Genomic DNA, 13,176 nt, shown 5'->3' on the forward strand with positions numbered 1-13,176 from the left:
TTCACTCCGCTTTAGGGGCAGTTTTATTCCCGGTTTGACACGAAGGCCTTTCTGACCCGCAGCTTGCGCCGGTGCCTTTTGCACAAGGACGAACTTAGTCGCCGGTTCTGAACAAATCCTGAATCGGAAACCGCGATCAACGGGATTGATCGCGGCAATTAATTCAAAATCTCCGCACTTCGGATGGCGCGGTCATCTCGACCTGGCGTGATCCCGAGCGGTCATAGGTTTCAAGCCGCCGCGCCGTGGCAAAAAGCCCGCGCACATGCGCGCGGGCAAGCGCGAGGCCGTCGCGCGCCGCGCGGCTCAACGCCCGGATATGCTCCAGCTCGCGGGTCATGTCGCGATCGGGAGCAGTCCCGGAGGCCATAAATTCCGAAATGATTTCATAGGCAAGCTCGAACCGGCCCGCCTCGACCGCGATCCGCGCCTCGCGCAGTTTGCCCGGCCCGCTCATGCCGCGAAGCCCAGGTCGATCCGCCGCGCGAGGGCTGTGGCGTGGATCTCGGTCAACAGGCTCGACATCTGATCCTCGCCGATTCCGCCGCCGAATTCGCCGCCAAGCGGCTTTGATCCGGCATATTTCAACATTTCGGTAAGGAATGCCTTTTCCAATCCTTCGGACACAGCCGGGGATTGCAGGGTATTTGCCTGAGTGATTGCGGGCGCTGATTGGATGATCATGGGGCCTCCATTATTTCCATGTGATTTTCAATTACGGGCTCGCGGTAAATATTTGGTAATCGAAAGCCGCTAGACCGCCGGTGAATGGAAATGGCCCGGTGATGCTGATGAACCCGATCGAAACGCTGCTTGCCTCGGCCTTTGCCGCAATCAGGGATGTGTCGCTGCCGGTCGAAACGGGCGCGCCAGGGGGCTGGAGTTTCGAGATGGAGATGGAATTGGCAGAGGAGGCGCCCGCGCTGCCCGAACCCGATTCCCCGGAGGAGGAGGCCGAGCCACAGGAGATTCTGGCCGAACCGGACCCCGCCCCCGCGCAGCCTTTGGCCGAACCGGACCTCGCGCCCGCATTGCCCTTGGCCGCCATTCCCGCCGCGCCGGTCAGCCCCGAGGCAGGTGGCGATCAGCCCGAAAAGGAAGTCGCCGCACCTGACGAGGGCGCAAGACCCGCGCCGCCTGTCGCCAAGGCGGAGGATGGGTCGCCCGACCCGACGGCAACCCCCGCGCCCCGCCATGCCGATCCCGTGCCGCTTGTGGTGCTTTGGTCGGGGGAGGGTGCCTTGCCTGCACCAGAGGCGGTTGTCGCAGAGGTTACGGCTATCGCACGCCCCGAAATCTCCGGTGTCGAAGGCGGGGAGGTCAGGGGCGCTCCACTGCCAGCAGGGCAGCCCGCCCCCGCGACGATGATCCGCACGGCCGCGCCATTATCGCCGGTCGTGATGCCGCTGCCGCCCGAGCCAGTGCAGATGCCGTCTGAGCCGGAAAAGATGCCGGATCTTGCCGATGAATGGGCCCGGCTGGTCGGGCAGGGCAGGCTCGCGCGCCGGCAGCCGGAAGCCGAGGGGCCGGCTATGCCGCTTCACGTGCCGGCCATCCCGGCTCCGCGCCCTTCACGGGAATCGGGTCCGGCGATGGTGGTCGAGGCCGCCGCGCCCCCAGCCGCAAAACCCGAAGCCAGCATCCCACTTACGGCGACAGTGCCGCCGCCGACGACCGGCGCGGCAGATGCCGTCGCGACCAAGGAACCATCCGCGGTTGAGCCGGGCTTTGCCGCCGAGGTCGCCGTCCATCTTCCCCCCGACCGGCGGATGGAGGGCGCGAGGGTCTCCGTCCCCCATGCGCCCCCCGCCACGCAGGTCGAGCCGCGGCACGTCATCCGCCAACTCAGCGAACGGATCGCAGAGTCGCCCCGCAATCAGATCGAGATCACCCTGACGCCCGAGGAACTGGGCAAGGTCCGGCTGGTCATCACGCAGGGCGACAGCCCAACCGTCACCGTTCATGCCGAGAATCGCGACACTCTGGACCTGCTGCGCCGGAACGGCGAGTTGCTGGCGCGCGAGCTGCGCGACACGGGGCTGGGCGGGGCCACGATCTCCTTCGGGGACCGGGGTGCAGGGTCCGGCACGATGCAGCAACCCGAGCGGTTGCGCTATGGCACCGATCACCCGCGCGAGGGCGAGGAGGCGACAGGCACTGCGACAACGCAGCATCGGCCCGTGCAGGGCCGGCAAATCGACATCCGCATCTAGAAAGGGCAGAACATGGTCAGCGGCATCAGCGATGCGACCGGTATTTCCACCACCAATTCGGCCTCGACCACCTCGGCGACTAATTCGACCGGCGGGGATTACCTGACCTTCCTCAGGATGCTGACCACGCAGGTCCAGAACCAGGACCCGCTGAACCCGATGGAGAGCACGGATTTCGCGGTCCAGCTTGCCACATTCTCGGGGGTCGAGCAGCAGGTCAGGACCAACGACCTGCTCTCCGAACTGGTCACGGGATCGACGGGCGGCCAGCTTGGCCAGCTTGCCGGCTGGATCGGGCGCGAGGTGCGCACGACCGGCGCCGTCTGGTATGCGGGCGAGGCGCTGACGCTCCAGATCGACCCCGAGGCCGGGGCAGATGCGGTGAACCTCGTGACGCTCGACGCCGCGGGGCGCGAGGTTGCGCGGGAGGCGATCGGCACCGGCGCGGGAGAGGTGGACTGGATCGGCACCGACGCCTCGGGCGCGGCATTGCCCGAAGGGCTCTATCAGTTCCGCCTCGAATCACTGAAGGCGGGCGAGGTGATCGGGCTGTCGGACGTGCCGGCCTATTCCCGCGTGACCGGGGCCGAACTCTCGCAAAGCGGGGCGGTGCTGATCCTTCAGGGCGGCGGCGCCGTCCTTGCGGCGGAAGTGACCGGCATCAGGGAATGACCCCGGCCCTCAGCCCCGGCCGTGCGGCTCCTCCCAGTCGATGATCGGGTTGATCGGGATGATCCGGTTCGGATTGATGGTGTTGTGGCTGTAATGATAGTGGCGCACGATATGGTCGAAATGCACCGTCCCGGCGACGCGCGGCCATTGATACAGCTCGCGCGTCCAGCCCCAGAGGTTCGGATATTCACGCAGCCATTTGCGGTTGCACTTGAAATGCGTGTGATAGACCAGATCGAAGCGCAGCATCGTGGTCAGCAGCCGCCAATCCGCCTCGGTCACGCGGTCACCGCAGAGGTAGCGGCTGCGTGCCAGATGCCCCTCGAGCCAGTCGAGCGCGTCGAAAAGCGGGTGGATCGCCTCGTCATAGGCCGATTGCGAGGTGGCGAATCCGGCCTTGTAGACGCCGTTGTTCACATTGTCATAGATACGGTTGTTCAGCGCGTCGATCTCGCCCATCAGGGCATTGGGGCAATAGTCGTCGCGGTTCCCGGTCAGGTCGTCGAAGGCGCTGTTGAACATGCGGATGATCTCGGCGCTTTCGTTCGAGACGATGGTGCCCCGCGCCTTGTCCCAGAGGACCGGGACCGTCACCCGGCCAGAGGCCTTGGGATCGGCCCGAAGGTAGACCTCGCGCAGGAAGTCGAGGCCAAACAGTGTGTCGCCGGTCGCGCCCCGGAAATCGGTCGAGAAGGTCCAGCCGTCCGAGAGCATGTCGGGATGGACGACCGAAACCGAGATATGCGGCTCAAGCTCCTTCAGCGCGCGAAAGATCAGCGTCCGATGTGCCCATGGGCAGGCATAGGAGACATAGAGGTGATAGCGCCCGCTTTCGGCCGGGAAACCACCCTCGCCCGTGGGGCCGGGGCTGCCATCGGCGGTGATCCAGTTCCGCCATGAGGTCGTCGTGCGCTGGAAACGCCCGCCGGTGCTTTTGGTGTCATACCACTCATCATGCCAGATTCCGTCGACCAGACGTCCCATTCTCGTCCTCCGCTTGCCGTTTCGGCTGCCCTTTGTGGCGTGATCGGGCGGTTTCCGGTTCCGTCGTGCAATCCGCGCCCCGGCCACGATCCAGACCCATGCAAGTCGATCATCGGCAGCGGGGCGGGACTGTCAAGGCGGCGGACATGCCGCTCGGGATGCCCGCCCGGACGCTCGCGCGCCCCTTCCGGTCTGCGGATCAATCCCTATACTCGGGAAGGATGCGGCATGGGGAACGCGGGATGAAGGATGAACGGGCCGGGTCGCAAGGCGGGACGCGGGCAGCGGTGCGGATCCGCGCCTCGGACCTGCCGGTCGCGGGGGCCGAGGCCGCGGCGCTGGCCTTCATCGCCGGGGTCGACGGGCCGTCCTATCGCCCGGTCGGCGCGGCCATGGTGCTGGCGCGGGATGGCAGCCGGCGCGGCTCGCTTTCCTCGGGTTGCATTGATGCCGATGTCGCCCATCATGCCGCAGCGGTTGCGGAAAGCGGCCGGGCCGTGGACCTCCGCTATGGGGCCGGATCGCCCTTTCGCGACATCGAACTGCCTTGCGGCGGCGGGCTGGACATCCGGGTGGTTCCGGCCCCGCAGGACGGGACGCTGCCACGGCTAGCGGCTGCGCTGGCCGCGCGCCAGCCGGTCTCGCTCTGGCTGGGGCGGACCCTCTCGCTCGCGCCGCTTCCGGATGCCGACCTGCTGCTGAGGGTCGATCCCGACCCGCGCTTCGCCGTCTTCGGCAAGGGGCCGGAGGCGCTGGCCTTCGCCCGGATGACGGCGGGGGCGGGGTATGAGACGCACCTCGCCTCGCCCGATGCCGAGACGCTGGAACTGGCCGGGGGCGGCGTGATCCACGGCGCGCCGCTGCCGGCGGGGCTGGGACAGGTTTCGGTCGATGCCTTCACGGCGGCGGTTCTGTTCTTTCACGACCACGACCATGAGCCCGCGATCCTTGCCCGCCTGCTTGCCGGACCGGCCTTCTATGTCGGCGCGCAGGGCAGTCGCCGCGCCGCGGCCGAGCGGCTGGAGCGCCTGCGCGAGATCGGCCTGCCCGAGACGCAGCTTCGGCGTCTGCGCGGACCGATCGGGATGATCCCCTCGACCCGCGATGCGCGCACGCTCGCCGCCTCGGTCCTGGCCGAGATCCTGGCCGAGGCGATGCAGGGACAGGCCGGGGCGTGAAGCTGGTCGTCGTGGTCCTCGCCGCCGGCCAGTCGCGGCGTTTCGGCAATCGCGACAAGCTGCGCGCGCCGGTCGCGGGCCGGCCCCTCGCCGCCCATGCGGTGCGGGCGTTGCGGGGGCTGCCACGGCATGGCGCGGTGGTCGTGCTGCGCGACCGGGGGCTGGCCGGGCTGTTTCCGGGCTTTCGCAAGGTCATTCTCGCGCGGGGGCGCAGCGCACAGGCGATCAGCCTTGCCGCCGGGCTGCGCGCGGCGCGCGACATGGGGGCAAGCCATGCGCTGATGGTGCTGGCCGACATGCCCTGCCTGACGCGGGCCGACCTCGCGCTGGTCGCCAGGGGCGCGGGGGCGCATCCGGCGATGGCGCGGGGCAGGGTGCCGATGCCCCCGGCGCTGATCCCGCGGGCGCTGTTTTCACGACTGATCCGGCTGGAGGGAGACAAGGGCGCCGGGCAGATCCTGCGCCGCCGCCCGGATCTGGTGCTGCGCGACCTGCCCGCGGCGCGGCTGGTCGATGTCGACCGGCCAAGAGATCTCCCCCATTAGGCGAAGGGCGATTGCAGCAGGTCCAGCGGGATCTTCAGATAGCGGCGACCGTTCGATTCAGGCTCGGGCAGGCGGCCGCCATTGGTGTTCACCTGCAGGGCGTGCAGGATCAGCTTCGGCATGGACAGGGTCTTGTCGCGGGCTTCGCGCGCGGCGACGAAGGCCGCCTCGGTCAGGTATTTCGACATGTGGATATTCGTGGCCCGCTGCTCGGCGACGGTCGATTCCCATGCCGGCGCGCGCCCGCCCTCGCAATAATCGTGGCCGGTGAAGATGCGCGTCGTATCGGGCAAGGCAAGGATCGACTGGATCGAATGCCACAGCGCAGGGGCCGAGCCGCCGGGGAAATCGGCCCGCGCGGTGCCGCTGTCGGGCATGAACAGCGTGTCATGGACGAAGGCCGCGTCGCCGATCAGATATGTCACCGAGGCGAGCGTATGGCCGGGCGAGAACATCACGCGGCAGGGAATGCTGCCCAGCATGAAGCTTTCACCCTCGGCGAACAGGTGATCCCATTGGCTGCCATCCGCCGCGAAATCGGGTCGGTTGTAGAAGTCGCGCCACAGCGCCTGCACCTCCGTCACCTTCTCGCCGATCCCGGTCGGCGCGCCGGTCTGCCGCTTGAGGTAGTCGGCCGCCGAGAAGTGGTCGGCATGGGGATGGGTGTCGAGGATCCATTGCACCTCATAACCCTTTTCCGCGACGAATTTCAGGATGCGGTCGGCCTCGATCGTCGCGGTCGCGCCGGATTTCTCGTCGAAATCCAGCACTGGGTCGATGATCGCGCATTTCCCGGTCACCGGGTCGGCTGCGACATATTGGATCGAGCCTGTGCGCGCCTCATAGAAACCTGTCACCTCAGGGGCTTGCGACATGGAATATTTTTCTCCGTTAATGGAAAAATATGGAACAATGTCAACTTCATACCCAATGACAGCGCGGCAGGCAACTCGCGCGGAGGCGAAAGGAAAAGGGGCCTTTCGGCCCCCTTTTTTCACCCGATCTCGACCAGCAGGTCTTTCGCGTCGATACCCTGTCCGGCACTGACATGCAGCGCCTTGACCACGCCTTCGCGGTCGGCATGGAGGCCGGTTTCCATCTTCATCGCCTCGATGGTCAGGAGGAGATCGCCCGGCCTGACCTTCGCGCCCTGCGTCACCGCGACCGAGGCGACGACGCCCGGCATCGGCGCGCCGACATGGCCTTCGTTCGCGGGGTCGGCCTTGGGCCGGGCGGCGGTCTGGGACTTCACCAGCCGGTTCGGCGCCCGGATTACGCGCGGCTGGCCGTTCAGCTCGAAGAACACCTTCACGTCGCCGTTTTCGTCGGTCTCGCTCAGCGTCAGCAGGCGGATCTCCAGCGTCTTGCCCGGGTCGATCTCGGCCTCGATCCCGTCGCCCGGCTCCATGCCGTAGAAGAAGGTGCGGGTCGGCAGGGTGCGGACCGGGCCATAGGTCTCGTGCCGGGCCATGTAATCGGTGAAGACCTTGGGATACATCAGGTAGCCGTTCAGGTCCTCGTCATCGACCGGCTTGCCGTCCAGATCGGCCGAGAGCTTGGCGCGCACCGCCTCGATATCGACCGGCGGCATGCTGGCACCGGGCCGGGTGGTCAGCGGCGCCTCGCCCTTCAGGATCTTTTTCTGCAGCGCCTCGGGCCAGCCTCCGGGCGGCTGGCCCAGATTGCCGCGCATCATGTCGACCACGCTGTCGGGGAAGGCGACCTCGACCGCCGGATCCTCGACCTGCGCGCGGCTGAGGCCCTGCGCCACCATCATCAGCGCCATGTCGCCGACCACCTTGGAACTGGGCGTGACCTTGACGATATCGCCGAACATGCGGTTCACCTCGGCATAGGTCTTGGCGACCTCGTGCCAGCGGTCCTCGAGGCCAAGGCTGCGCGCCTGCGCCTTCAGGTTGGTGAACTGCCCGCCCGGCATCTCGTGCAGATAGACTTCCGAGGCCGGGGCCTGCAGCCCGCTCTCGAAGGCGGCATATTGGGCGCGCACCGCCTCCCAGTAATTGCTGATCTCGCGGATGGCGCCGATATCGAGGCCGGTGTCACGCTCGGTATGGCGCAAGGCCTCGACCACCGAGCCGAGGCAGGGCTGCGAGGTATTGCCAGAAAACGCGTCCATCGCGCAATCGACCGCATCGACGCCCGCCGCCGCCGCGGCAAGGATCGTCGCGCCGCCGATGCCGCCGGTGTCATGGGTGTGAAAATGGACCGGCAGCCCGACTTCTTCCTTCAACGCCCGGATCAGGATCGTGGCCGAGGCGGGCTTCAGAAGCCCGGCCATGTCCTTCAGCCCCAGCACATGCGCGCCGGCGGCCTTCAGCTCGCGGCCCATGCCGACATAATAGTTAAGGTCGTATTTGGCGCGCTCGGGGTCGAGGATGTCGCCGGTATAGCAGATCGTGCCCTCGCAGATCTTGCCGGCCTCGATCACCGCATCCATGGCCACGCGCATGTTCGGGGTCCAGTTCAGGCTGTCGAAGACGCGGAACACATCGACGCCCGAGCTTGCCGCCTGCCGGACGAAGCTTTGCACGACATTGTCGGGGTAATTGGTATAGCCGACGCCGTTGCTGGCGCGCAGCAGCATCTGCGTCATCAGGTTCGGCATCCGCGCGCGGATGTCGCGCAGCCGTTGCCACGGGCATTCCTGCAGGAAGCGGTAAGCCACGTCGAAGGTCGCGCCGCCCCAGCATTCCACGGAAAAGAGGCCGGGCAGGTTCGCGGCATAGGCTGGCGCGACCCGGATCATGTCGATCGAGCGCATCCGCGTCGCGAGGAGGCTCTGGTGCCCGTCCCGCATCGAGGTGTCGGTGATCAGCAGGCGCTTCTCTGCCAGCATCCAGTCGGCGACGGCTTGCGGCCCCATCTCCTCCAGCAATTGCCGGGCGCCCGGCACCGGCGCGGCCTTTGGCTTCGGCGGCACCGGGGTCTTGGCCTCGGCCGGGGGCAGCGGACGACCCGCCGTCTCTGGATGGCCGTTGACCGAGATGTCGGCGATATAGGTCAGGATCCGCGTTGCCCGGTCGCGGCGCTTGCGGAAATGGAACAGATCCTCGGTCGTGTCGATGAACTTGGTGGTGTAGCTGTCATCGAGGAAGGTCGGGTGCTTCAAGAGGTTGATGACGAATTCGATATTCGTCGCCACCCCGCGCACCCGGAATTCGCGCAGCGCCCGGTCCATGCGGGCGATGGCCTTCTCGGGCGTCTGGGCATGTGCCGTCACCTTGACCAGCAGCGAATCGTAATAGCGGGTGATGACGCCGCCGGAATAGGCGGTGCCGCCGTCGAGGCGGATGCCGTTCCCCGTCGCGCTGCGATAGGCGGTGATGCGGCCGTAATCGGGGATGAAGTTGTTCAGCGGATCCTCGGTCGTGACCCGGCATTGCAGGGCATGGCCGTTCAGATGCACGCCCGCCTGGCTGGGCACGCCGGTCGCCTCGGCCAGCGTCGCGCCCTCGGCGATCAGGATCTGGGACTGGACGATGTCGATGCCGGTGACTTCCTCGGTCACGGTATGCTCGACCTGGACGCGCGGGTTCACCTCGATGAAGTAGAACTTCTGCTCGTCCATATCCATCAGGAACTCGACCGTGCCGGCGTTCTGGTAGCCGACGGCGCGACCGATCTTCAGCGCGAGGCCGCAAACCTCGGCCCGCTGTTCCTCGCTGAGATAGGGCGCGGGCGCGCGCTCGACCACCTTCTGGTTCCGGCGCTGGACGGTGCAGTCGCGCTCATAGAGGTGATAGAGCCCGCCATGGCTGTCGCCCAGAAGCTGCACCTCGACATGGCGGGCGCGCAGGATCATCTTTTCCAAATAGCCCTCGCCATTGCCGAAGGCAGCCTCGGCCTCGCGCCGGCCTTCGCGGACCTTCTCGGGCAGTTCCTCGGGACTCGCGATCGGGCGCATGCCGCGCCCGCCGCCGCCCCAGCTGGCCTTCAGCATCAGTGGATAGCCGATCCCTGCCGCCTCGGCCTTGATCGCCTCCATGTCATCGCCCAGCACTTCGGTCGCCGGGATGACCGGCACGCCTGCCTTGATCGCGACGCGGCGTGCGCTGGCCTTGTCGCCAAGCGCCCGCATCGTATCGGCACTCGGGCCGATGAAGGTGATCCCGGCCGCATGGCAGGCATCGACGAAATCCGGGTTCTCGGAAAGCAGGCCATAGCCCGGATGGATCGCATCCGCGCCCGAGAGCTTCGCCACCCGGATGATCTCGGGGATGGAGAGATAGGCCGCGACCGGCCCCAGCCCTTCGCCGATCCGGTAGGCCTCATCCGCCTTGAAGCGGTGCAGGCCCAGCTTGTCCTCCTCCGCATAGACCGCGACCGTGCGCTTGCCCAATTCATTCGCCGCCCGCATCACACGGATCGCAATCTCGCCACGGTTGGCGACAAGGATCTTGTTGAACATGTGTTCTCCCCCGACATGGTCGGCGGCATGGTAGTCATGCTGCAATGCAGCGCAAGGGCGCTATGCAGAACCTGCCATAGAAAAAAGCTATCGCCGGTCGAGGAAGAAGTTGCGCAGCAGGTCGCGCGATTCCGCCGCCGATATCCCGTCGAAGATCTGCGGGCGGTGGTGACATTGGGGGTGGTCAAACACCCGCGCACCGTGGCGCACGCCGCCCATGCGCGGGTCGTCGGCACCGTAATAAAGCAGCTCGATCCGCGCGGCCGAGATCGCGGCGGCGCACATCGGGCAGGGCTCCAGCGTGACCCAGAGCCGTGCGCCCGGCAGGCGTTCGGACCCAAGCGCCCGGCAGGCCTCGCGGATGGCGAGGATTTCGGCATGGGCCGTCGGGTCCGAAAGCTCGCGCGTGCGGTTCCCGGCGCGGGCAAGGACGCGGCCCCCGGCATCGGTCAGGACGGCACCCACCGGCACCTCGCCGCGCCGCGCGGCGTCGCGGGCCTCGGCCAGGGCTTCGGGCATATGGGACGAAAACTCCATGCCGGTTTCTGGCCCGGCGGCGCGTCATGCGCAAGAACCGCTTTCCATGTTATGCGTTATGGCGTAGAGCCCCGCTTTTGCTACCGCAGAGATGCGCAGGAGATCGCCATGACCGACACGCCCGAAACCCCCGAAACCGAATCCCCGAAAGCCGAAGGCGACCGCATCGCCAAGGTGATGGCACGCGCCGGCGTCGCCAGCCGCCGCGAGGCCGAGCGCATGATCGTCGAGGGCCGCGTCAGCGTGAACGGCAAGAAGATCGACAGCCCGGCGCTGGACGTGCTGCCCACCGACCGCATCAGCGTCGACGGCAAGAAGCTGGACGAGCCGCAGGAGACGCGGCTGTGGATGTATTACAAGCCCCTCGGCCTCGTGACGACCGAGTCGGACGAGAAGGGCCGCCAGACGGTATTCGACGCGTTGCCGCGCGATCTGCCGCGCGTGATGACGGTGGGGCGGCTCGACCTGAATTCCGAGGGGCTGCTCTTGCTGACCAATGACGGCGAGCTGAAGCGCCGGTTGGAGCTGCCGACGACCGGCTGGCTGCGCCGCTATCGCGTGCGGGTGAACGGCCAGCCGAGCGACCTGACCTTTGCCCCGCTGCGGCGCGGCGTCACCATCGACGGCGAGGATTTCGCCCCGATGGAAATCAAGCTCGACAGCCAGCAGGGCGCGAATGCCTGGCTGACCATCGGCATCCGCGAGGGCAAGAACCGCGAAATCCGCCGCGCCATGGCCCATGTCGGCCTGATCGTGAACCGGCTGATCCGCATCGGCTATGGCCCCTTCAAGCTGACCGGCATGGAGGAGAACGAAGTCCGCGAGATCAAGCGCAAGGTTCTGCGCGACCAGCTGGGCGGGCTGCTGACCGGCGAGGAAACCGACGCGAAACCCCGCAATTTCCGCGAGCGTGGTGCCATGCGGCGCGACGAGGAAACCTCGGACCGGCCGCGCAAGCCTTTTGCCCGCCGTGAGGATGGGGATCGGAAGCCTTTCGCGCGTCGTGAGGATGGCGACCGCAAGCCGTACGCCCGTCGCGATGGCGATGATCGTAAGCCCTTCGCCAAGCGCGAGGATGGCGATCGGAAGCCCTATGCGCGTCGTGACGGTGATGATCGGAAGCCCTTCGCCAAGCGTGAGGATGGGGATCGGAAACCCTATGCCCGCCGCGAGGATGGTGACCGCAAGCCATACGCCCGTCGCGATGGCGATGATCGTAAGCCCTTCACCAAGCGCGAGGACGGTGACCGGAAACCTTACGCCCGCCGCGAGGAAGGTGATCGCAAGCCATACGCCCGCCGTGACGGCGATGATCGTAAGCCTTTCGTCAAGCGCGAGGACGGCGACCGGAAACCCTATGCCCGCCGCGAGGACGGTGATCGCAAGCCCTACGCTCGTCGCGATAGCGATGATCGTAAGCCTTACGCCAAGCGCGAGGATGGTGACCGCAAGCCTTATGCCCGCCGTGAGGATGGTGACCGCAAGCCTTACGCCCGTCGCGATGGAGACGACCGGAAGCCCTTCGCCAAGCGCGAGGACGGCGAGCGCAAGAGCTTTGGCGCGCGCGCGGACGGGGATCGCAAATCCTTCGGCAAGCCGCAGGACCGTTCGGGTCGGAGTTTCGGCAAGCCGGCCGGGAAACCTGCTGGCAAACCTGCCGGAAAGCCCGGCGGCAAGCCCGGCCCGCGCGGCGGCTCGGATCGGGGGCCCAGCAAGGGGCCGCGCCGCAGCTGAACCGGCAGTGCTCGCAAATGAAAAAGGGCGCGGAGAAATCCGCGCCCTTTTCCATCCGGGGAGGATGATTACTTCGTCAGGATCAGCTTGCCGGCGCGGGTGATGCGCAGGTTATAGACCTGATCGCCAAGGACGATCAAAGCCTGGTTGCCACCATTGGTCAGAACCTCGGCTTCGTATTGGGGCAGGCGCTGCAGTGCGGTCACACCGGGGCGCGTGAATTCGGCGGGTCGGGTCGCGGTCATATCCAGTTCCTCGTTGTGCGTCGCTATTGGTCTGTCGCTGTAACTGGAACCTGACAAAAAACATTGGGTATGTCAAAGGAAAAGAGTCGGGTTTTCTTTAGGGCAATGTTTTTGCGGCATATCCCGCGCGCTTGTCACTTTGACAGGCAGGTGGCGATGGTCTGGCCAAGCTCGCTCAGGAAGCCGGGATAGGTGGGCGTGCTGCCGGAGGCCTTGCCCTCGGGGGCAATCGCGTCACCCAGCCGGATCCCGGTGCCCTCGATCGCGGTTTGCAGCAGGCGGGGATCGTGGTTCGCCTCGGGGAAGGCGCAGACGGCCTTCTGATCGCCCAACTCGCCCCGGACCTGCTGCAATCGCGCGGCCGAGGGGCTGGAGGCATCGCCAAGGCTGACGGCAATCGCCGGGGCAAGCCCGTAATGATCGGTGAAATAGCCATAGGCGTCGTGAAAGACCACGAAGCGGCGATCCTTCAGCGGCGCGAGCGTGGCGGCAAGCGCGGCATCGGCGGCTTTGACCTCGGCGACGCCCGCCTCGGCATTGGCGCGGTAGGTCGCGGCATTCTCGGGGTCGCGCTGCGACAGGGCCTCGGCGATGGCGTTCAACCAGACGGTGCCGTTCTCGGGGTCAAGCCATGCGTGG

The 13,176-nt window shown here is 66.8% G+C and carries 13 protein-coding genes; 5 read left to right on the forward strand and 8 right to left on the reverse strand.

The features are described from left to right. Positions 1-163: 163 nt before the first annotated feature. Complete coding sequence (locus tag VNQ78_RS11425; RefSeq protein WP_325689769.1) at positions 164-457, reverse strand: hypothetical protein; 294 nt, start codon at positions 455-457, stop codon at positions 164-166. Beyond that, on the reverse strand, positions 454-684 hold the full coding sequence (locus tag VNQ78_RS11430; RefSeq protein ID WP_325689771.1) for a hypothetical protein: 231 nt from the start codon (positions 682-684) through the stop codon (positions 454-456). Before VNQ78_RS11430 ends, VNQ78_RS11425 begins: the two co-directional genes overlap by 4 nt. A gap of 107 nt (positions 685-791) precedes the next feature. Between VNQ78_RS11430 and VNQ78_RS11435 the strand changes: the two genes are divergently transcribed. Both VNQ78_RS11435 and VNQ78_RS11440 read left to right on the forward strand, forming a co-directional pair. After that, positions 792-2,213, forward strand: a complete 1,422-nt coding sequence (locus VNQ78_RS11435; RefSeq protein ID WP_325689773.1) for a flagellar hook-length control protein FliK — start codon at positions 792-794, stop codon at positions 2,211-2,213. Positions 2,214-2,225: 12 nt separating this feature from the next. After that, a complete protein-coding gene (locus tag VNQ78_RS11440; protein WP_325689775.1) occupies positions 2,226-2,885 on the forward strand; it encodes a flagellar hook capping FlgD N-terminal domain-containing protein in 660 nt (219 codons plus the stop codon). Positions 2,886-2,894: 9 nt separating this feature from the next. On the opposite strand, the gene VNQ78_RS11445 is transcribed toward VNQ78_RS11440, so the two are convergent. Next, a complete protein-coding gene (locus tag VNQ78_RS11445; RefSeq protein ID WP_325689777.1) occupies positions 2,895-3,869 on the reverse strand; it encodes a glutathione S-transferase family protein in 975 nt (324 codons plus the stop codon). Positions 3,870-4,111: 242 nt separating this feature from the next. Between VNQ78_RS11445 and VNQ78_RS11450 the strand changes: the two genes are divergently transcribed. Together VNQ78_RS11450 and VNQ78_RS11455 are read left to right on the forward strand one after the other, a co-directional pair. Next, positions 4,112-5,047, forward strand: coding sequence for an XdhC family protein (locus tag VNQ78_RS11450; RefSeq protein WP_325689779.1), 936 nt, complete (start codon positions 4,112-4,114; stop codon positions 5,045-5,047). Then, entirely contained in the window at positions 5,044-5,592 is a 549-nt protein-coding gene (locus VNQ78_RS11455; protein WP_325689781.1) for an NTP transferase domain-containing protein, read from the forward strand. Before VNQ78_RS11450 ends, VNQ78_RS11455 begins: the two co-directional genes overlap by 4 nt. Here VNQ78_RS11455 and VNQ78_RS11460 read toward each other — a convergent pair. From VNQ78_RS11460 to VNQ78_RS11470, 3 genes are all read right to left on the reverse strand, one after another. Continuing rightward, positions 5,589-6,467, reverse strand: a complete 879-nt coding sequence (locus VNQ78_RS11460; RefSeq protein ID WP_325689783.1) for an MBL fold metallo-hydrolase — start codon at positions 6,465-6,467, stop codon at positions 5,589-5,591. The two genes, VNQ78_RS11455 and VNQ78_RS11460, sit on opposite strands and share 4 nt — an antisense overlap. 119 nt (positions 6,468-6,586) lie before the next feature. Continuing rightward, positions 6,587-10,021, reverse strand: coding sequence for a pyruvate carboxylase (locus tag VNQ78_RS11465; protein WP_325689785.1), 3,435 nt, complete (start codon positions 10,019-10,021; stop codon positions 6,587-6,589). Between the two features lie 87 nt (positions 10,022-10,108). Continuing rightward, positions 10,109-10,558, reverse strand: coding sequence for a nucleoside deaminase (locus VNQ78_RS11470; protein WP_325689787.1), 450 nt, complete (start codon positions 10,556-10,558; stop codon positions 10,109-10,111). A 108-nt stretch (positions 10,559-10,666) separates the two neighbouring features. On the opposite strand from VNQ78_RS11470, the gene VNQ78_RS11475 reads away from it, so the two are divergent. Continuing rightward, a complete protein-coding gene (locus VNQ78_RS11475; RefSeq protein ID WP_325689789.1) occupies positions 10,667-12,292 on the forward strand; it encodes a pseudouridine synthase in 1,626 nt (541 codons plus the stop codon). A 68-nt stretch (positions 12,293-12,360) separates the two neighbouring features. Here VNQ78_RS11475 and hemP read toward each other — a convergent pair whose 3' ends face one another. Next, a complete protein-coding gene (gene hemP / locus VNQ78_RS11480) occupies positions 12,361-12,537 on the reverse strand; it encodes a hemin uptake protein HemP (protein ID WP_325689791.1) in 177 nt (58 codons plus the stop codon). A 134-nt stretch (positions 12,538-12,671) separates the two neighbouring features. Continuing rightward, positions 12,672-13,176: metal ABC transporter substrate-binding protein (locus VNQ78_RS11485; RefSeq protein ID WP_325689793.1), on the reverse strand; the 505-nt coding region annotated here is incomplete at its 5' end.

The organism is Paracoccus sp. (in: a-proteobacteria) (genome assembly GCF_035556475.1).
Lineage (GTDB): Bacteria > Pseudomonadota > Alphaproteobacteria > Rhodobacterales > Rhodobacteraceae > Paracoccus.